This window comes from Rhodococcus sp. USK10 (assembly GCF_019378875.1).
In the GTDB taxonomy this organism is placed as follows: domain Bacteria; phylum Actinomycetota; class Actinomycetes; order Mycobacteriales; family Mycobacteriaceae; genus Rhodococcus_F; species Rhodococcus_F pseudokoreensis.
Map to the genome: position 1 here is coordinate 2,108,842 of NZ_CP076048.1, position 19,080 is coordinate 2,127,921.

General features: G+C 69.1%; 17 protein-coding genes and 1 pseudogene. 12 read left to right on the plus strand and 6 right to left on the minus strand.

The window, feature by feature from the left end:
• The first annotated feature begins 10 nt into the window (after positions 1–10).
• Positions 11–904 (plus strand): 1,4-dihydroxy-2-naphthoyl-CoA synthase, encoded by an 894-nt coding sequence (locus I1A62_RS16755; RefSeq protein WP_072939980.1) that lies wholly within the window; start codon positions 11–13, stop codon positions 902–904.
• 12 nt (positions 905–916) lie between these two features.
• Here I1A62_RS16755 and I1A62_RS16760 read toward each other — a convergent pair.
• Positions 917–3,245: pseudogene (locus I1A62_RS16760) on the minus strand (arylsulfatase).
• A gap of 153 nt (positions 3,246–3,398) precedes the next feature.
• Here I1A62_RS16760 and I1A62_RS16765 point away from each other — a divergent pair.
• The 7 genes from I1A62_RS16765 (at position 3,399) to menE (ending at position 7,666) form a co-directional block, all read left to right on the plus strand.
• Positions 3,399–3,848, plus strand: a complete 450-nt coding sequence (locus I1A62_RS16765) for a hypothetical protein (protein WP_124395085.1) — start codon at positions 3,399–3,401, stop codon at positions 3,846–3,848.
• A gap of 3 nt (positions 3,849–3,851) precedes the next feature.
• Positions 3,852–4,247 (plus strand): VOC family protein, encoded by a 396-nt coding sequence (locus I1A62_RS16770; RefSeq protein ID WP_124395086.1) that lies wholly within the window; start codon positions 3,852–3,854, stop codon positions 4,245–4,247.
• A gap of 79 nt (positions 4,248–4,326) precedes the next feature.
• On the plus strand, positions 4,327–5,544 hold the full coding sequence (locus tag I1A62_RS16775; protein WP_219459212.1) for an inorganic phosphate transporter: 1,218 nt from the start codon (positions 4,327–4,329) through the stop codon (positions 5,542–5,544).
• Positions 5,545–5,555: 11 nt separating this feature from the next.
• Positions 5,556–5,822 (plus strand): hypothetical protein, encoded by a 267-nt coding sequence (locus I1A62_RS16780; RefSeq protein WP_124395088.1) that lies wholly within the window; start codon positions 5,556–5,558, stop codon positions 5,820–5,822.
• 46 nt (positions 5,823–5,868) lie between these two features.
• Positions 5,869–6,222: a DUF3349 domain-containing protein gene (locus tag I1A62_RS16785; protein ID WP_087561624.1), complete on the plus strand. Its 354-nt coding sequence runs from the start codon at positions 5,869–5,871 to the stop codon at positions 6,220–6,222.
• Between the two features lie 2 nt (positions 6,223–6,224).
• Entirely contained in the window at positions 6,225–6,524 is a 300-nt protein-coding gene (locus I1A62_RS16790) for a DUF3349 domain-containing protein (protein ID WP_087561625.1), read from the plus strand.
• Positions 6,521–7,666, plus strand: coding sequence for an o-succinylbenzoate--CoA ligase (gene menE / locus I1A62_RS16795; RefSeq protein WP_219459213.1), 1,146 nt, complete (start codon positions 6,521–6,523; stop codon positions 7,664–7,666). The genes I1A62_RS16790 and menE overlap by 4 nt, the downstream gene beginning before the upstream one ends.
• Positions 7,667–7,759: 93 nt before the next feature.
• On the opposite strand, the gene I1A62_RS16800 is transcribed toward menE, so the two are convergent.
• A complete protein-coding gene (locus I1A62_RS16800) occupies positions 7,760–8,674 on the minus strand; it encodes a hypothetical protein (protein WP_219459214.1) in 915 nt (304 codons plus the stop codon).
• Positions 8,675–8,911: 237 nt separating this feature from the next.
• Between I1A62_RS16800 and I1A62_RS16805 the strand changes: the two genes are divergently transcribed.
• A complete protein-coding gene (locus I1A62_RS16805) occupies positions 8,912–9,904 on the plus strand; it encodes an ATP-binding cassette domain-containing protein (protein WP_219459215.1) in 993 nt (330 codons plus the stop codon).
• The gene (locus I1A62_RS16810) at positions 9,901–10,731 is read left to right on the plus strand and encodes an ABC transporter permease (protein ID WP_124395092.1); all 831 of its coding nucleotides are present in this window, start codon (positions 9,901–9,903) and stop codon (positions 10,729–10,731) included. Before I1A62_RS16805 ends, I1A62_RS16810 begins: the two co-directional genes overlap by 4 nt.
• A gap of 52 nt (positions 10,732–10,783) precedes the next feature.
• Here the strand turns inward: I1A62_RS16810 and tatA are convergent, their stop codons facing one another.
• Genes tatA through I1A62_RS16825 form a run of 3 tightly spaced genes read right to left on the minus strand, consistent with a single transcriptional unit; the run spans position 10,784 to position 13,235 of the window.
• Positions 10,784–10,951: a Sec-independent protein translocase subunit TatA gene (tatA, locus tag I1A62_RS16815; RefSeq protein ID WP_005252050.1), complete on the minus strand. Its 168-nt coding sequence runs from the start codon at positions 10,949–10,951 to the stop codon at positions 10,784–10,786.
• Positions 10,951–11,625, minus strand: coding sequence for a Rid family hydrolase (locus I1A62_RS16820; RefSeq protein WP_219459216.1), 675 nt, complete (start codon positions 11,623–11,625; stop codon positions 10,951–10,953). The genes tatA and I1A62_RS16820 overlap by 1 nt, the downstream gene beginning before the upstream one ends.
• Before the next feature lie 29 nt (positions 11,626–11,654).
• Positions 11,655–13,235, minus strand: coding sequence for an FAD-dependent oxidoreductase (locus tag I1A62_RS16825; RefSeq protein ID WP_219459217.1), 1,581 nt, complete (start codon positions 13,233–13,235; stop codon positions 11,655–11,657).
• Positions 13,236–13,461: 226 nt separating this feature from the next.
• Between I1A62_RS16825 and I1A62_RS16830 the strand changes: the two genes are divergently transcribed.
• A complete protein-coding gene (locus tag I1A62_RS16830) occupies positions 13,462–14,976 on the plus strand; it encodes an APC family permease (RefSeq protein ID WP_219459218.1) in 1,515 nt (504 codons plus the stop codon).
• Positions 14,976–15,719 (plus strand): IclR family transcriptional regulator, encoded by a 744-nt coding sequence (locus tag I1A62_RS16835; RefSeq protein WP_219459219.1) that lies wholly within the window; start codon positions 14,976–14,978, stop codon positions 15,717–15,719. The genes I1A62_RS16830 and I1A62_RS16835 overlap by 1 nt, the downstream gene beginning before the upstream one ends.
• Here the strand turns inward: I1A62_RS16835 and I1A62_RS16840 are convergent.
• On the minus strand, positions 15,675–18,977 hold the full coding sequence (locus I1A62_RS16840; protein WP_219461230.1) for a BTAD domain-containing putative transcriptional regulator: 3,303 nt from the start codon (positions 18,975–18,977) through the stop codon (positions 15,675–15,677). The two genes, I1A62_RS16835 and I1A62_RS16840, sit on opposite strands and share 45 nt — an antisense overlap.
• Positions 18,978–19,080: the final 103 nt, after the last annotated feature.

Below are 19,080 nucleotides of genomic sequence, written 5' to 3' on the forward strand. Positions count from 1 at the left end.
CCTCGGAGCCGTGACTTTCAACCCGCAGCACTGGCGACCGGTTCCCGGTTTCGAGAACCTGACCGACATCACCTACCACCGGCATGTCACCCAGGGAATCGTCCGGGTGGCGTTCGACCGTCCCGAAGTACGCAACGCCTTTCGCCCGCACACCGTCGACGAGTTGTACCGGGCGCTCGACCACGCCCGGATGACATCCGACGTGGGTGCCGTGCTGCTCACCGGCAACGGCCCGAGCCCCAAGGACGAGGGCTGGGCGTTCTGCTCCGGCGGCGACCAGCGCATCCGCGGCCGCAGCGGATACCAGTATGCGGAAGGCGAAACCGCGGACACCGTCGACAAGGCGCGCGCCGGACGCCTCCACATCCTCGAGGTCCAGCGGCTGATCCGGTTCATGCCGAAGGTCGTCATCTGCCTCGTCAACGGCTGGGCCGCGGGCGGCGGTCACAGCCTGCACGTCGTGTGCGACCTGACGCTCGCCAGCCGCGAACACGCCCGGTTCAAGCAGACCGACGCCGACGTCGGCAGCTTCGACGGCGGGTACGGCAGCGCCTACCTCGCCAAGATGGTCGGCCAGAAGTTCGCCCGCGAGATCTTCTTCCTCGGCGAGACGTACACCGCCGAGGAAATGCATCAGATGGGCGCCGTCAACAAGGTCGTCGACCACGCCGAACTCGAGGACGTCGCAATCGACTGGGCCACCAAGATCAACGGCAAGTCCCCGCAGGCGCAGCGCATGCTCAAGTACGCGTTCAACCTGCAGGACGACGGCCTCGTCGGTCAGCAACTGTTCGCCGGCGAGGCAACCCGCATGGCGTACATGACCGACGAGGCGGTCGAGGGCCGCGACTCCTTCCTCGAAAAGCGCGAACCCGACTGGAAGCCCTACCCCTGGTACTTCTGAGAGCCCATCTCTCTACGTGTACTCGACCGACATGCGGTCGATCGTGCCGTTGAACGGGAACGGTTTCCTGTCGTAGTAGTCCAGCGACACCGGGGAACCGAGGCAGGTGCCGACGTCGAGGCAGTCGTTGGCTGTGAACAGCAACGGCGCACTCACCGGCACCTGCCCCTCCCCGACGACACTGCCGTCGACGAAGAGCTTCACGTTCAGCGGGCCACCGGGCCGCGCCTCCACGAACTCCGTGACCACCTCCACCTTCCGGGTGCCCGGCGGAAGCGGAACGGTCGAACGAATCTTCGTGCGCATCAGGATGAACAGGTTGTACTCGTAACACAGATGGCCGTCGTCGACGAAGCACGTGAGCCCGCCCGCGTTGCTCCCCAGTGCGTACAGCACTCCGCTCGGATTCTCCGGAGCGGAGAGGTCGAGGGTGACCCGGTTGTTCCTGTTTGCCCAGCGCGGGCGCGCAGAACTCGGGCATGCGGACCGTGTCGCCGCAGAACTCCCAGCTCGTGTACGGCGTCGAGATCCGCTGCTCGGGATGCAGCGCGACCACCCACAGCGCGCCACCGATGGGGAGCACGTTGTTCTTCGCCGCCTCGATCACGAACAGTTCCCGGAGTTGCGCCAGCTTCTCCGGATGCTGCTCGGCGAGATCCCGGTTCTGGGTCCAGTCCTCGTCCAGGTTGTAGAGCTCCCACACGTCGTCGTCCGGGCTCCAGTCCCGGATGCCGCCCGGCATACCCACCGCCCACGGTGCGCGCGGTCCGAACGCGGACGCCATCCAGCCGTCGTGGTAGATCGCCCGGCTGCCCATGATCTCGAAGTACTGGGTGAGCTTCCCGCCCGTGGCATCGCGGTCGACGAGCGTCTGCGCGAAACCGGCGCCGTCGATCGGGTCCTGCGGAACACCGTTCACCGTCCGCGGCGGAGTGATCCCGACGATGTCGAACAGCGTCGGCATCACGTCGTTGCAGTGCAGGAAATGCGTGCGGGGTACCGGGTCCGGGGTCACCTTCGCAGGCCACCGGGCGACCATCGGGTTGCGGGTGCCACCGAGATGGGAGGCCAGCAGCTTCATCCCCTTGTACGGTGCGCTACCCGCCCACGCCCAGCCCGCGTGATACATGTTGTCGGTCTTCGGCGACCCCAGGACGTCGAGGCCACCGAGTTCCTCGAGCGCCGCGATGTGCTGCGCGGGCGTGGTCGGAATGCCGTTCTGCGCCAACAGTTCGCTGATCGTGCCGTTCTGGCCCTCACCGGACGACCCGTTGTCGCCCCAGATGTACAGAACCAGGGTGTCGTCCCGGTACCCCAGGCGGTCCAGTTCGTCGAACAGCCTGCCCACCTGGACGTCACAGTGCTCGGCGTACCCGGCGGCCACCTCCATCAGCCTGCGCTGGAACGGTTTCTCGTCCTCGGGAATGTCGTCCCACGCCGCCATGGTGGGGTCGCGGTCGGTCAGCTCCGCCTCCGGGGGAATCCAGCCCTTCTCCTTCGCCCGCGTGAAGACCCGCTCCCGGTAGGCGTCCCAGCCGTCGTCGAATTTCCCGGCGTACTTGTCGGCCCACGGCTTCATGATGTGGTGCGGTCCGTGCAGGCAGCCGCTGGCCCAGTACATGAAGAACGGCTTGTCCGCCTCGAACGCCTTGTGCCTGCGCAGCCAGCCGATCGCGTCGTCCGCGAGATCCTCGCTGAGGTGGTAGCCCTCCTCCGGCGTCTTCGGGGGCAGCACCACTGTCGTGTTCCGCACCAGGTTCGGCTCGTACTGCGACGCCTCGCCGGCGAGGAAGCCGTAGAAGTACTCGAACCCGAGACCGGTCGGCCAGTTGTCGAACGGACCTGCGGCGGTGGTCTCCTCGGCGGGAGTGTTGTGCCACTTCCCGAATGCGGCGGTGCTGTACCCGTACTGACGAAGCACCTCGGCCCCCGTCGCGCTCGACCGCGGGATGTGACCGGAGTAACCGTCCCAGTCGTTGGCCAGCTCCGCGATCTGCCCGTTCCCGACCCGGTGGTGGTTGCGGCCGGTCAGCAGCGACGCGCGGGTCGGTGAACACATTGCGGTCGTATGGAATCGGTTGTAGCCGACGCCGTCCTGCAGCATCGCGTCGAGTGTCGGGGTGTTCACCTCACCTCCGAGGCCGCTGGGCAGACCCGGTCCGGCGTCGTCGATGAGGACGATCAGAATGTTCGGGGCGTCGTCGGGAAGCCGCCGCTCCTTCGGACTCGGGCTGTACACCGACTCCTGCATGGTCCGGCCCGCGATGCTTCCCGACGGCGTCGGCGGGAACGGCAACGCTTCGCCACCCCGTATCGGCTTCCCTGTCACGCTCGAACTCATGGCCCAATCCCCTCGTCGTCCACAGTTGCCAATCCAGTCCAGCACCGGGAGAACACGCGGGAGTAGACCCTCGGAGGGTGAATTACGCGCCCGGATTCGCCGCCACGGCAGGAGAGGGCGCGCGGCGTGCCCGATTCGGGCACACTGACCCACATGAGCATCGACCGCGAGCTCCCCGCGCCGGAACATCGCCGTCCGCCCGGAGTGAGTGACGACACCGTCGCCGCGCTCGGGAAGTTGTCCGAGGCCCTCGAAACGGTCGAACGGGCCCGCGGCCACCTCTACTCGTTCCATCAGCTGATCGGCCACGCCGACTTCCAGCTCGGTGAGGCCGTCGACGCACTGCGCGACGCGGGTCACCCCGACATCGCGGACCGGGTGCAGTCCGAACTCGTCGGCCGCAACGTCGTCGAGGGCCGGTGGACGTTCCAGATCGTCGAGGAGTTCGACGACCAGTACTGGTCGCCGCTGCGCGAGCACGAACGTGGCGCACGTCACGAACTCGCGGACGGACGGCGGCACCTGTACGAGGCCGAGATGAAGGAAGATCGACGCACACACGGCCGGACGGGACACGAAGCCCGGCCCGGCGAAGGAGAATGACGGGTGGAAATCCTCAGCAGCAGGACGATTCTGCGGCCGCGCGACTACACGACGACGCTGAGCTTCTACCGCGACATCCTCGGGCTGGCCATCGCCCGCGAATACCCCGGGGGCACCGTGTTCTTCGCCGGTCAGGGCCTCATCGAGGTCGCCGCGCACGGCGGCACCGGCGAGTCGACGTCCTTCGACGGCGCCCTCTGGCTGCAGGTTCGCGACCTCACCGCGGTCCAGACCGAGCTGGTCCTCGCCGGGGTGAAGATCGACCGCGAGGCCCGGCAGGAACCGTGGGGGCTGTACGAGATGTGGATCGCGGACCCCGACGGCATCCCGATCGTGCTGGTGCAGATCCCGGAGGATCACCCCATCCGCCGCGACTCCCGTCCGAAGGGTGAGAACTGACGGAAGGCCATACGCAGGAGTGATCCTGTACCCCTAACGTCAGCTGTACTTTTTCAGTTGAAATCCGCACAATCTGGGTGTGACCGCAGAGCTCGTAGTTCTCCTGGTGGTAGTAGTCACCGCCCTCGCTTTCGATTTCACGAACGGCTTTCACGACACCGGCAATGCAATGGCCACCTCGATCGCGACGGGAGCTCTGCGACCCAAGGTCGCTGTCGCGCTCTCCGCGTCGTTGAATCTCGTCGGCGCGTTCCTGTCCGTGGAGGTTGCGGCGACGGTCGCCAAGGGCGTGGTAAACCTGGGAGAAGTGGGCGGCGAGGATCTGCTGCTCATCGTGTTCGCGGGCCTGGTCGGCGGCATCATCTGGAATCTGGCGACGTGGCTGCTCGGCCTGCCGTCCAGCTCTTCGCACGCACTGTTCGGCGGTCTGATCGGTGCGGCCATCGCGTCCATCGGCATGAGCGGTGTCGAGTGGGGCGGGGTGCTCAGCAAGGTCGTCGTTCCCGCCGTCCTCGCCCCCGTGGTCGCGGCTCTGGTCGCCACCGCGGGCACCAAGCTGGTCTACCGGATCACCTCGGGCGTACCGGAGGACACCAAGGAACACGGGTTCCGGATCGGCCAGATCGGTTCCGCTTCCCTCGTGTCGCTGGCCCACGGAACCAACGACGCCCAGAAGACGATGGGCGTGATCTTCCTCGCACTGGTCGCGCACGGAAGCCTGTCCGCCGACGACGAGATGCCGTTCTGGGTGAAGCTCAGTTGCGCAATCGCCATCGCCCTCGGCACGTACCTCGGCGGCTGGCGCATCATCCGCACCCTCGGCAAGGGACTCGTGGAGATCTCCGCTCCCCAGGGCATGGCCGCGGAGTCTTCGTCCGCCGCCATCATCCTCACGTCCAGCCACCTCGGACTGCCGCTGTCCACCACCCATGTCGCGACCGGATCCATCCTCGGCACCGGGCTCGGACGCAAGGGCGCCGAGGTCCGCTGGGGCATCGCCGGACGCATGGCCGTCGCGTGGCTGGTCACGCTGCCGTCGGCGGCGATCGTCGGCGCGGTGTGCTGGGTCATCGCCCACCTGATCGGCGGCCTGCCAGGCGTTCTCGTCGTGTTCGCCGCCCTGATCCTGCTCGCCGGATTCATGTACCTGCGCTCCCGCCTGCAACCGGTGACGTCCGGCAACGTGAACGCCGAATGGGAGTCCGGCGATGCCGCCGCTCCCGCCGAACCCACCGACCGTCCCGAACCGGAAGTAGCCGAGACCGCGGACTCCACCGGTCCCGCCGCGAACCGCTGAAGGGGGCTCCCATGACACTGCTGACCACCACCGTTCAGTCGCTCTGGCAGGTCGTCCTCGTCGGTCTGCTGTTCGGCGCCGGCCTGCCCGCGATCTTCGCGCTCGGACTGAGGTCGCTCGGCGGCGCGGACACCGCCGAGGGCACCTCGCAGCCGACCGTCGCAGCCCGGATCGGCGCCTATGCCTGCTTCGCCGTGGTGCTGATCGCGATCATCACTGGGATACTTCTGTTGATGAAGGACTTCCTGGCCAGCAGCTTCGGTATCCACATCTTCTGAGCGGCGACCCCGAGTCCCCGTTCCATCGACGAAAGAGGCCGAACGCGTGCCCAAGAACTCACTTAGCTCCGTGCTCGACTGGCTACGCGCCGGGTACCCCGAGGGAGTCCCGGCGAAGGACCATTTCGCGTTGCTGGCCGTGCTGCGTCGCCGTCTCACCGACGAGGAGATCGAACAGGTCGTCGCGCTGTCGATCGAAACCGCTCACGAGACGCCGCAACGCCACGTCGACTACGACAACATCCGGCGCCTCATCAGCGAGATCACCCACGAGGAACCGTCCGAGGAGGACGTTGCGCGGGTGACGGAGAATCTCGAGGCCGGGGGCTGGCCGGTCGGTACCGATGCCGAGAACGGCGAAGGTTCCGACGACGCGGAAGAAACCCGCGACGCAGGCTAGCCATGAGCCTTCCACCCTTTCTCTCCTCCATCATCGGCTGGCTGCGCGCCGGCTACCCGAACGGCGTACCCGAGCAGGACTACATTCCGTTGTTCGCGCTGCTCACCCGCCGCCTGTCGGAAGACGAGGTGGACGCCGTCGCCGACGCCCTCGTCGAGGAGGGCGACCTGCCCATCGAAAAGACCGACATCCAGGTGCTCATCACCAAGGTCACCGACGAGTTGCCGCTGGAATCGGACGTCGACCGGGTGCGCAGCAACCTCACCGCAGGCGGCTGGCCGCTCGCCGGGCCTGCCCAGTGAGCGAATTGCGGGTCCTGCCCGTCCCATCCGGTGCCGCGGTTCTCGGCATCCTGCCGCAACTGTCGGCGGTCCTCGACGGGACCGCGCCCGCCGCGCTTCCCGTGCCCGCCGCGGACGAGCGGGAGACCCGGCGGCTGACGGACGCACTGCGGCCCGGGGACCCGATCGACGACGGTGTCGCACTCGTGGTCGCGACGTCCGGGACGACGGGCGTGCCGAAGGGGGCGATGCTGTCCGCGGCCGCCCTCCGTGCCAGCGGTGAGGCGACGCACGCGCGGCTCGGCGGCCCGGGCGCGTGGCTGCTGACCCTTCCCGCCCACCACATCGCGGGCATGCAGGTGTTGCTGCGCAGCGTCCTCGCGGGCTCCGACCCGGTGGTGATCGACGTGTCCGACGGCTTCGACCCCGGCGCGCTGCCCGCCGCTGTCGAGTCGATGTCCGGACCCCGCCGCTACACTTCGCTCGTCCCGACCCAGCTGGTCAAGGCCCTCGACCACCCCGAAGCCGTGGCGTCGCTGGCCGCGCTCGACGCCGTCCTCCTCGGTGGCGCCGCCACCCCCGCCCCGGTCCTGCGTCGCGCCGTCGACGCGGGGATCACCGTCGTCCGTACGTACGGAATGAGCGAGACGTGCGGCGGATGCGTGTACGACGGGGTGCCCCTGGACGGCGCCCACGTGCGAATCGACGACGACAGCCGCGTCCTCCTCGGCGGCCCCATGCTGGCGTCCGGGTACCGCGGCCTTCCCGACCATCCGGCGTTCGCCGAACCCGGCTGGTTCCGCACCGACGACGCCGGCACCGTCACCGACGGCGTCCTCGCCATCTCCGGCAGACTCGACGAAGCCATCTCCACCGGCGGACTCACCGTCGTCCCGCAAGTGGTCGAGGCGGCCCTTATCGCCCACCCCGCGGTCCGCGAATGCGCGGTCATCGGCCTCCCCGACGAGCGGCTGGGCCGCCGCGTCGCCGCCGTCGTCGTCGCCGAACCCGGCACCGCACCGACACTCGCCGAACTCCGTACGTTCGTCGAACGCACCCTCGACACCACCGCCGCACCCCGCGAACTCCACCTCGTCGACGCCCTCCCCCTCCGCGGTCCCGGCAAGGTCGACCGGCGCGCGCTGGAAGCGCGGTTCGGCTAGCGGTTCGCGCCCGTTCGCGCGAAGATGCACACCGATTCGTCAGATTCCCGCGCAATTGCATGTGCTTGCGGCAATTCGGTGGGAAACGACGGCTTACCGACGCCGGGAGCGGGCACACGCGCGCTCGAATCGCGCCTTCACGACGTCGAACCGGCCGAGGTCGGTCCACACCCACCTGATCACCTCGAGGCCCGTGTCCCGTATCGCGTCCTCCCGCAGCTTCTCTCTCGCCACGATGTCGCCCGCCTGCCCGGAACCGAGTCGGTACTTGCCCATGCCGTCGAACTCGCCGACAACTCCCCAGCGCTCCCAGAAGAAGTCGACGCGGCCGACGAACGCACCGCCGTCGGTACGTACTTCGTGCTGCAGATCGGGCGCGGGCATCCCGCATGCGCGCATCCTGATTCGGCTGAGCGACTCGCCGGGACTCTCGCTGCGGCCGTCGAACATGGCCACCGCGCGCCGAGCCGCCCCGATGCCTTTCCGCCGGCCGTGACGCTCCAGCACCGCCCCGACGTCGGCGATCGACACGACGCCGCGATGCAGGGCGGAGTCGCCGATCACGACGGCCTCGTCCAGCGATTCCGAACGCGCGACGTCCGCCACCGTCCGGGCGAGCGCTGTCACCGCCACGCCGTCGATCTCGGTGACGTCGTCAGGACCGAGCGGGGCGATGTGCATGTGCAGCGTCGCCGTCCGTCGCCCGCCCGACCGTCGCTCCCGGCTCAGATGCACCCGGTCGAGGTTCACCGCGCCGACGTCGAGTCCGTGGAGGACGGCGGCGGACGCATGGCTCACCACGATCCCACCATCGTGTGCCACCACGGCAGCCGCGACCCGTGCGCGATGCATCCCGACCGGGTCCAGTGCTGCCGAGTGGTCGCCGTCGAGGTAGGCGCCCGCAGCCACGGCGACCAGTTGTCCCGTCGCCCGCGCGCGGCGCAGTTCCGGGTCGGTCATTCCGTCGGCCAGTGCATGACGGCGAAAGATCAGGTCCTGTGCTCTCATATCGAGCATCGTGCCCCTCGCTCGGTGGCGGCCGCGGCCGCCGACCAGGGCAAACAGCAGACCTGTGGATAACCGAAGGGCTGTGGAATTCCCCATCCCCACACCGATTCGTCAGATGCCGACGCAATTGCCGCTGATTCCGGCGAATGCGTGTGAATCCGCAGCGTGAGGGTGTTCGTGAGCCCGTGCAAGAGTCGTGCAAGCCCGCTGCAAGTGGGTGGCTGCATCGTCTACGGCATGAACCTCACTGCAACTCCCCCTGCCATCGAGGCCGACGGGCTCGTGAAGCTCTTCGGCCGCCAGCGCGCCGCCGACGGCGTGAGCCTGTCCGTGCCGACCGGGTCGGTGTACGGAGTGCTCGGGCCGAACGGCGCCGGCAAGACCACCACGGTGCGGATGCTTGCGACGCTGTTGCGCCCGGACGGCGGCGAGGCCCGGATCTTCGGCCACGACGTGGTGCGCGAACCGAATGCGGTGCGCTCGCTGGTCGGTGTCACGGGCCAGTACGCGTCGGTCGACGAGGACCTGTCGGCGGTCGAGAATCTGGTGATCTTCGCCCGGTTGCTCGGGCTGAGCCGGGGCGACGCCCGCCGCAAGTGCACGGAACTGCTCGAGGAGTTCGACCTCACCGAGGCGGCGACGAAGCCGCTGAAGAATTTCTCCGGCGGCATGCGACGTCGTCTGGACCTGGCGGCCAGCCTGATCGCCCATCCGCCGCTGTTGTTCCTCGACGAGCCGACGACGGGCCTGGACCCTCGGACGCGTGCCCAGATGTGGGACACCATCCGGCGGCTGGTCGCGGACGGGTCGACGGTGCTGCTCACCACGCAATACCTCGACGAGGCGGACCAACTGGCCGATCGGATCGCCGTCATCGACCGCGGGAAGGTGATCGCGGACGGCACGGCCGACGAACTGAAGGCGTCCGTCGGCGTCTCGTCGCTGCAGCTGACCCTCGCCGATCGCGGCCAGATCGACGACGCGCGTTCGGTGATCGCACACACCCTCGGCGTGGAGGTGGCGATCACGCCGGAGATCGGCCGCCTCACCGCACCGATGACCGACCCGTCGCTGACCGTGGAACTCCTGATCCGGCTGCGCGACCACGGGATCGCCGTCGACGAGATCACCGTCCAGAAGCCGAGTCTCGACGAGGTCTTCCTCACCATCACCGGCCACGGCGCAGAAGACACTGCCGCCGACGCCGATACCGAACGGAGCGTCGCATGACCACCACCCTCGAATCCCGCGCACATGCGGGCCCGCAACCGATTCCGGAGGCCCGGAACCGGATCAGCCTGGAGCAGTCCGTCGCCAACACACTCACGATGGCGTACCGGGGACTGCTCAAGATCAAGCACAACCCGGAGCAACTGTTCGACGTCGTCGTCCAGCCGATCATCTTCACGCTGATGTTCACGTACATCTTCGGTGGCGCCATCTCCGGCGACGTGGCGTCGTATCTGCCGATCATCATCCCCGGCATCCTGGTCCAGACGGTGATCACCACGTCGATCGTGACCGGCACCCAGTTGCGGGAAGACATGGACAAGGGCGTCTTCGACCGATTCAAGTCGTTGCCGATCGCCCGCATCGCGCCGCTGTCCGGCGCCCTCCTCGCCGACGTCGTGCGGTACGGCATCGCCACGACCATCACGTTCACCGTCGGTATCGCGATGGGGTACCGGCCGGGCGGCGGAGTCGTCGGGGTGGTGTCGGCCGGTGTGCTCGTCGTCGTCTGCGCCTTCTCGATCAGCTGGATCTTCGCGCTGATGGGCGTCCTGATGAGCAAAGCGTCTTCGGTGCAGGGCATTTCGATGCTGATCCTGTTCCCGTTGACGTTCATGTCCAACGCGTTCGTGCCTGCCGACACGATGCCGGGCTGGATGCAGGCGTTCGTGAACGTCAACCCCGTGTCGCACGTCGTGACCGCGGTGCGTGAACTCGTCAACGACGGCCACTTCGGTGTCCACGTCGTGTGGTCGCTGCTCGGCGCCGCCGTGATCGTCGCGATCATGGCGCCGCTGACGGTCCGGACCTACATGCGTAAGGCCTGACACGACAGGAACGAGCGAGCCGGTGGACGCGGGGTCCACCGGCTCGCTTCGCCTATTTCTCCAGTTCGGGAGCGTCCGCCTGCAACTCCCCCACCTCGGTCTTGAGGATCCGCATCGACCGTCCCAGGCCGCGGGCGGCGTCCGGGAGCTTCTTCGACCCGAACAGCACCACGAGCACCACCGCGATGATCGCCCAGTGACTCGGGCTCAGCGCCCCCACTACTGCGGCTCCTCACCGTCGGGGTAGACGGCGTCCACCTCGACCTCGACGAGCCATCCCGCGGCGGGCAGGCTCGCGACCTCGAGCGCGAACCGGCTGGGCCGCGCGGAGTTCCGTTCCATCGGGGCGGCCGGTTCCGCCGTGCCGAGCGGGATCAGTTCGGTGTCGCCGGTGTCGAGGTTGGTGTTCGCGAAGAACTGCCGGTAGGCGCGGTTCCAGCCGGCGTAGTCGGCGCGGTCGGTGCCGGGGGCGTTGTCGAGGAACACGCGCATGGTCACGACGTCCTCGAGTGTCAGCCCCTGCGCCTCCAGGTTGTCGCGAATCCGCTTCAGCGCGTTGATGCCCTGCGCCTCGGTGATCGTGACGCCGGCCGGGAGTGCGCCACCGGAGAAGACGTCGGTGTCGATGTACGACTCGGGGGTGCCCTCGGGTGCAGCCTTGTTGGATGCGCCCGGGCCGATCCCACTCGACTTGTAGACGGCGGTGCCGCCGCCGATCGCGACCCCCTGCGCGATCATCGGATTCGCTTCTCCGGCTTCGAGAACGGACTTGGATACGAACGTGCTGCCGGGCGCTTCCGCCGCCGCCTCGTCGGAGGAGCACGACGTCGCCCCGGCGATCAGAGCGGAAGCGGCGAGCGCAGCGGTCACGGCCTTGGTACGAAAAGACTTCACAGTGCACAACTCCTGGTTCAGGGAATGGGTCAGGCTTCCTGGGCGACGCGCTCGTGGATGTGGGTGACGACGTCGCGGGCGGACGTCAGCGCGCCGTGCTGCCAGGCGATGGCGTTGGACAGGTGGTCGCCGGCGAAGTAGATCTTGTCGACCGGTTCGAGCAGTTTCTCGTACTCGGGGGTGGCCGCGCCGCCGTGCGAGCCGCCGCTGCCCGCCCAGTTCGCCCACGCACTCTCGGAGTACTTGGTGCGCCGCCAGCTGCCCGAGAACGACGAGGAGATGTCGCGGGTGTACTTCTCGCCGTGGATCTCCGAGCCCTCCGCGATCGCCTTGGCGAGCCGCTGGCGGTGGGTGAGCGACTCGAACGCCTCCTGCCGCTTGCCGCTGCTGTAGTAGGCGACGACCACGCCCCGGTCGGAGTTGTAGTGGTCGTACGGGAACATGATCTGCGAGATGTCCTTGTCGGTGTTGGACGCGCCGCCGTAGATGCGGTCCTCCGTCTCCCACCACCGGCGCGAGTACTCGATACCGAGCTTTCCGGACGACGACGGCTTGGCCGCCTTCAGCGCGGTGAGCACGTCGGCGGGCAGATTGTTCTGCAGTCGGCCGACGAGGTGCGGCGGGATCGTGCAGATCGCGTAATCGGCGGTGATCGACTTCCGCGCGCCGCCTGCGGTGTAGTCGACGGTGACACCGCCGGACACGTTCTTCATCGACGTCACCTCGGCGCCGAAGACGATGTTGTCGGTGCCGATCCGGTCCTGGAATGCGTAGTAGATCCGGTCCATGCCGCCGACCGGGGTGAACATCATCATCGCCTGGTCGTAGCCGAAGTCGAAGCTGAAGTTGCGGCCGATGCCGCTGCGGATCACTTCCTGCATCGCGAACGGCTTCTTCTCGGTGCCGAAGTTCAGTCCGGCTCCCGGTTCCGAATCGTAACCGCGGCGGGAGGATCCGAGGTAGCGGCCGTCGTCGGACAGGTCGCCGAAGTCGCTGAGGAATTCCGACAGCGCGTCCTTGTCCTCCCGGGACAGCACCTGGTCCAGGGCGCCCTGATCGGTGGCCTTCTTCAGCAGTTCGGACATGTAGCCGAACGTGTCGGCCTTCGCCGCCCGGTAGGTGACGGACTGGCCCGACAGCGACGTGTCGCTCGCGTAGTTCACGAACGTGTTGGCGTTCTGGTTTCCGAAGCCCTGGATCTCGACGCCGAGTTCGCGGCAGTAGTCGAGCGTGATGTGGCTCTGCGGGATGCGGGTGGCGCCGACGTTGTAGAAGTGGCCGTCCGAGAACGTGCACTTCTGCGTCTCGCCGTTCAGGTCGGTCTCCTCGGTGCCGCCGCGGGCGGTCCAGACGCGGCCGCCGGGCCGGGTGCGGGCTTCGAGGATCGTCACCGTGTAGCCGGCCTTCTGCAGTTCGAACGCCGAACACAGTCCTGCGGGGCCGCCGCCGAGCACGACCACGGAGTGGCTGCCTTTCACCTTGCCGATGAGGTCGCCGGCCGCGAGCGGCTGGAAGGCGCGGGCGGGCGCCGCGGTCGACGGCGCGAGCCCGAGCGTCGACATCGCCCCGTACGCGAGTCCTGCGCCCCCGGTGGCTCCGAGGCCCTTCATGAAAGATCTTCGTGTGAATGCCAATTCGCGCTCCCATTCTTGCGCCCGGCGACCCGGGTAGGTTGTCCGGATTCATCCTGGGAGGGGCGCGAGTCGGGAAGTTGTCGGCGGCGAAACAGTCTGAGGCCACCGAGCGGGAACGGCCGCGGTCCGTTCTCACTCCCGGGTCGGCATTCGACCCGAAACCGAAACTTTGCCGCAACACGACGCCGCTAGTTTCACGCGCATGTCAGCACTTTCCGACGCCATCGCGCGTTCGTTCGCCACCGGCGAGCCCGCACGTGCGGCCTTGTCGCCGTTACGTGCGCTCGGCAGGCGGCAACTGTCAGGTGTCGAGGTTCTCGCCCAGTCGGCGGCGACGACGGCGCCTGCGGTGTCGATGGTTGTGCTGCCCGTCACCATGTTCACCCACCAGATGCTGCTCAGCGGTCTGATCACGATCGTCGTCGCGACGGTGGTGGTGTCCCTGATCGCGGTGTGCGTCTCGCAGTTCACGCGGCGCATGGCGGCCGCAGGGGGCCTCTACAGTTTCGTGTTCCAGGGTCTCGGCACCCGGGCCGCGCTGACGGCGGGTGTCGCGATGCTGACCAAGTACGTGGGCAGTGCGGTGATGACGCTGTATCACGGCGGCCAGGCCGTGATCGCGACGCTCGGCTTCTTCGGAGTGGAGTTGCGCGGGCCCGCCGAACGTCTCCTCGTGTATGCCGGGATCGCGCTCGTGATCCTCGGCTGCCTGGTCCGTGGGGTCCGGTTCGCGGCGCTCGCCATCCTCGCCGTCGAATCGTGCTCGTTGCTGTTCATCGCCGGCCTGATGATCGTGACCGGCGCGGGCGGCCAGCACGCCGCGGTGCCGCCGTCCGATTCCGCCTACGGGCCGCTGCTCATGACGCTGGCCGCGGTGTTCGCGCTGGCCGGATTCGAGAGCGCCACGTTCTTCGGCCCCGAGGCCAAGCGGCCGCTCGCCACCGTCACCCGCACCGTGATGCTCACGCCGATGATCTGCGGCGGCCTGTTCATCTTCTCGGCCTGGGCCGCCTGGTCCGGTCGCACCGACACCCTGGTGAACGCGTACCTCCACGGCACCGCTACCGGGGTCGACCCGGCCGTGGTGATCGCCCTGAACCTCGGGTTGGGCACGTCGTGGCTGGCGTCGGCGATGGCGTCGTCGAATGCCGCTTCGCGCCTGCTGTACTCGATGGGGATCGAAACCGTCGTCCCGCGCCTGTTCGCCCGGGTGCACCGCGGCTACCGCACCCCGTACGCGGCCCTCGCCGTCATCGTGTGCGTCGTGTGCGCGGGTGCCGCGACGTTCGGACTCGTCGGCAAATCGGCCGCGTTCGGTCACGTGCAGTTGATCGCCAGGACGGCGGTGGTCGCGGCGTACGTGCTGGTGGCGGTGGCGTCGGTGCGGTTCCTCAGCCGGATCGGGGAGCACACACCCCTCGTCCTTTCGGCCGGAGTCGCAGGCAGCGCCGCCGGCGGAATCGTGCTGGCCTACATGCTGTTCGTGAACGTGGCCCACGGTTTCACCATGGTCCCCGCCGTGGTGCTGGCCCTGTTGCTGTCGGGTTCGGCGTGGCAGTTGTATCTGCGGTGGCGCCACCCGGCGAGTCTGCGGTCGGTGGGTGTGTTCGACACCGCGGAGACGGACGACGTGCTGCCGGGGGCCGGGGTGTTCGCGACGGATGCCGCCGGGAACCTCGCGTTGACCGCGGCTGGACGCACGCCCGGGTCCCGGTGATGGGCGCCCGAGCCGGGGAGATCGCGGGCCACGAACCACGCGCCGTGCAGAAAGCGCTCGCCCTGCTCGAGGCGGTCGCGCAACTCGGGTCCGGGGCGACGGCGAGAGACATCGCCGCGCACGCGGGGATCCCCCAGGCCACGGCGTACCGGCTGCTCAATCTCTTGACCGCCGACGGCTATCTGGTGCGGATCGCGGATCTGTCCGGTTTCGCGCTGGGCCGCCGGACCCGGCAGCTCGCGGGGGCCGACGCGGCACCGGACCCGGTCGACCATCACGCCGTGCTCGAAGAACTGCGGGAACAGGTGCGCTTCGGGATCCATCTGGCGTCGTTCGCGGGCAGCCGGGTGCGACTCGTCGACCGCGATCCCGACCACGAACTCAGCGGCGAGAACACGATCGCCGCGCACCTGCACGCGTCCGCCATCGGCAAGGTCCTCCTCGTGTCCCGTCCCGACCTGATCCCGCCGAGCCTGCGCAGGGTGACGTCGTCGACCATCACCGACTTCGGCGCGCTGCGGACCGAACTCGACGCCGTCCGGCACACCGGTTCGGCCCGCGAGGTCGACGAGGTGCGCGTCGGCCGCAGCGCGGTCGCCGTCCCGGTGCACGACGCGCAGAACGCGGTGACCGGGTGCCTCGCGGCGATCGGGAAGACGGGACGGCTGGCGGTCGACGACCCGGAGCTGACCGACCTTTTACGCTCCTGCGCGACGCGGGTCGGCGGCCGGGTGCCCGCCTGACGCGAGGTCGCGACTCACGGCGGCGAGCACATCCAGAATCTCGGTGTGCACCGCGCGACGTGACCACGCGCCGAACCTCGCCTGCGCCGACGTCCAGCGGTCCGCCGCGACGTTCTCGAGTGCGAACGCGACGTGCCGGTGGTGTTGCAGCGAGACGCTGTCCTGCCGGGCGCGCGCCGGGACGGACAGTGCCAGCAGCGCGAGACCGCGGTCGGCATCACCGCGCGCGATCTCGAAACATCCGATGCCCGCCGCGACGGCGCCGGTGACCGGCAGATCCGGATATGCGCCCACACCCAGCCGGGACCGTGCCCACTCCGCGAGCTGCGGAACGGTGTCCACCACCATCTCGGACCGGCCGTGCAGCACGTGGGCGGACACCACCGAGGCCGCCAGCACGAGTCCGTACGGATCGGCGTAGGGCGCGGCCGTGATCCGGGGGTACATCAGGTCCAGCGCCTCCCGGTACCGGGCGAGCCCCCGTTCGACGTCGCCGTCCTCCAGATCGGCTTCCGCGAGACTGCCGATGGCGGCTATCCGCCACTCGTCCTGCTGGTCGTCGGTCCCCGCGCCGGGACCGCGATGCTCGAGCAGCGTCTCGGCCAGCACCTTCCGGCCCGCCTCCACGTCACCGTCCGCGATCAGCGCGGAGGCCTGGAAACCCCAGAGCTGATTCGCCTCCTCCTGCGCGCCCAGTTTCCGCAGCTGCTCGACCGCGACCTGATACAGCCCCACCGCGTCCCGGTAGCGTCCGGACTGGCTGTACAGCGAGCCGAGGAACTGTGCCGCCATCGCCGTGCCCCACACGTCACCGATCGCGGCGCACAGTTCGGAGACGGCCCGCGCATCGCGCACGGCACCGCGGAAGTCGCCGAGGTTCTCCCGCATGCTGGCTCGCGCCGCCAGCGCCGCCGCATGGGTTTCCCGATCGTGCGAGCGCACCCCTTCCGCGACCGCCCTGGCGTGCCGCCGCCCCGAACCCAGGGACAGGATGACATTCACGGCGAACGCGGAGACCGGCGGCAGATCGGCGCGCTCGCGGAGGAGGTGCCGCAATCGCGTCCGGGTGCGGGCGAGGGTGCGGGCCTGACCGCCGAACACCAGATGCATCGCCGCGAGCAGGAACGTGTACGCCACCAATTCCGAGTCGACGTCGCTCAGATCCGCGTCTTCCGTTGCCGCGAGGATCCGCGGCGTCCAGTTCATCACCTCCGAGTGCGCGCCCCGGATGGCCCACAGGCCACCGAGCACCGGGAACACGATCGCGACGGTCTGGGCGTCGCCGCGCTCGACCGCCCACCGGAGCACGGCGAGGAAGTTGTCGTGGTCGGCGTCGATGTCGTCGGCGAGCGCGACCTGGTCGGCACGGCACCGCACCAGCGCCTCCGACGCGAACGCGTGTGCCCACACTCGCTGGCGGGCAAACACTTCCGGCTCCTCGGCGGCCTCGGCGAGTCGCTCCTCGCCGTATTCCCGCACGGTCTCGAGCATGTAGTAGCGCAGCGTGTCCGACGTCTCCGACACGGACAGCAGCGATTGGTTGACGAGGCCCTCGACGGCCTCCACGACATCGTCGACGCCGTCCCATTCCGCGATCGTCCGGGCGGCGTCGAGGGTGAACCCCGCCGGGAACCGGCACAGTCTGCGCAGCGCGATCTGCTGTTGCTCGCCCAGAAGCTGCCAGCTCCAGTCGATGACGGCGTGCAGGGTGCGGTGCCGTTCGGGCGACGTCGGGTCGTGCGAACGCAGCAGCGCGAACCGGTGCTCGAGCCTGCGGCCGATGTCCTCGACGCTCATGCTGCGTACCCGCGCGGCGGCCAGTTCGATCGCGAGCGGCAGCCCGTCGAGGGTGCGGCAGACACTGCGCACCGTCTCCGGGTCGAGCCGCGCCGTGGGCCGTACGGCGCGGGCCCGGGCGGTGAACAGTTGCACGGCGGGCGCATCGTCGTCGTCGATCGCCAGCGGCGGCAGCGGGTACACCGCCTCGGACGCGAGCATGAGCGGTGATCGGCTGGTCGCGAGGACGGTCAGCTGAGCGCCCGCGGCCACCAGGTCGGCCACGATCTCGGAGCAGGCACCGACGACGTGCTCGCAGTTGTCGAGAATCAGGAGCATCGGCCCCGCCGACAGCGCTTCCCGGAGCTTTTCCCGCGCCGAATGGATGCGGCTGAGGGTGAGCCGTCCCGGCGCGATGTCGATCTCGCTGAGACCGAGAGTGCTGCTGATCGCCGCCACGACGTCCTCACTGCTTCGCAGCGACGCGAGTTCCACCAGGGCCACGGACGTCCGCGCGGCGGCCCGCGCACCCAGTTCGTGCGCGAGCCGGGTCTTGCCCGCACCGCCGGGTCCGAGGATGGTCACGACCCGCGAGGACGTGAGCAGTCCCTCGATCTCCGCCACGTCGGTGTCTCGCCCCAGCAGAGCGTTCGGTGCCGCCCGGAGGCCGATCGCCGTGCGGTCCGGCGCCGCGGGGCGCCGGTCGTCCGACTCGGGTGCGCCGTCGCCGCGCAGGATCTCGGTGTGCAGCGCGACGAGGGCAGGCGACGGGTCTGCCCCCAGCCGATCGACCAGGCGCCTGCGGAAGGTCGCGAACACGTCCAGCGCCTCGTTGTCGCGGCCGAGCCCGGCGAGCACGCGCATGAGGTCGGCGTGCGCCCGCTCGTCGAGGGGTTCGGCGAGCACGTGGGCCTGCGCCTTCGGCAGAGCGGTCGTCCAGTCTCCGGCTTCCACCAGCGCCGCCCGGTCCGCGGCCTCCAGCCGGCCCCGGATCACCGCGGCGTCCGCTGCAAGTTCCGTTGCGGCGGCGCCCGCGGGAAGGTCGGCGCCCGGGTCGCCCCGCCACAGCGCGAGTGCGTCGCGGATCTCGTCCGGCCCGGCGCCGCCGCCGTGTCCCCGGCCCTGCAGTCGGCGTGCCACGTCCTCCGCACGGGTCAGGTCGACGGCGTCCCGGGACACGGCCAGCCGGTATCCGGCCGGGCCGATCTCCAGGGCCCCATCCGGCAACGCGGCCCGCAGCCGGGAGACCTGTGTGTGCAGCGCGTTCATCGGGGACCGCGGCGGATCCTCGCCCCACACCTCGTCGATGAGGGCCTGCGCGGACCGGCTCCGGCCGGGATCGCGGGCGAGGGCGACGAGCAGGCTGCGCGCGCGGGTGCCGGGCAGCGGTGCGAGCGCGCCGGACCGCCGCGTCGATACCTCACCCAACAAGGCGACCTGGATCGGTGCGCTTGCCGGTGCCACCGTCTCGTCCACGCTCATCTGCTGGTCCACCGCGTTCGATGGTATTGCACCGGGCGGACGCGAACTTCTCGAAGTTCGGTGTGGGTGCGGGCGCTTTCGCTCTCGGTGCAAAGATCGGTGC

Bases quoted from the DNA above. Each gene is read 5' to 3' on its own strand.
- I1A62_RS16800 (WP_219459214.1), bottom strand. From the start codon at position 8,674: ATGAGAGCACAGGACCTGATCTTTCGCCGTCATGCACTGGCCGACGGA.
- I1A62_RS16780 (WP_124395088.1), top strand. From the start codon at position 5,556: ATGACACTGCTGACCACCACCGTTCAGTCGCTCTGGCAGGTCGTCCTC.
- I1A62_RS16765 (WP_124395085.1), top strand. From the start codon at position 3,399: ATGAGCATCGACCGCGAGCTCCCCGCGCCGGAACATCGCCGTCCGCCC.
- I1A62_RS16825 (WP_219459217.1), bottom strand. From the start codon at position 13,235: ATGAAGGGCCTCGGAGCCACCGGGGGCGCAGGACTCGCGTACGGGGCG.
- I1A62_RS16790 (WP_087561625.1), top strand. From the start codon at position 6,225: ATGAGCCTTCCACCCTTTCTCTCCTCCATCATCGGCTGGCTGCGCGCC.
- I1A62_RS16810 (WP_124395092.1), top strand. From the start codon at position 9,901: ATGACCACCACCCTCGAATCCCGCGCACATGCGGGCCCGCAACCGATT.
- I1A62_RS16835 (WP_219459219.1), top strand. From the start codon at position 14,976: ATGGGCGCCCGAGCCGGGGAGATCGCGGGCCACGAACCACGCGCCGTG.
- I1A62_RS16840 (WP_219461230.1), bottom strand. From the start codon at position 18,977: ATGAGCGTGGACGAGACGGTGGCACCGGCAAGCGCACCGATCCAGGTC.
- I1A62_RS16830 (WP_219459218.1), top strand. From the start codon at position 13,462: ATGTCAGCACTTTCCGACGCCATCGCGCGTTCGTTCGCCACCGGCGAG.
- I1A62_RS16805 (WP_219459215.1), top strand. From the start codon at position 8,912: ATGAACCTCACTGCAACTCCCCCTGCCATCGAGGCCGACGGGCTCGTG.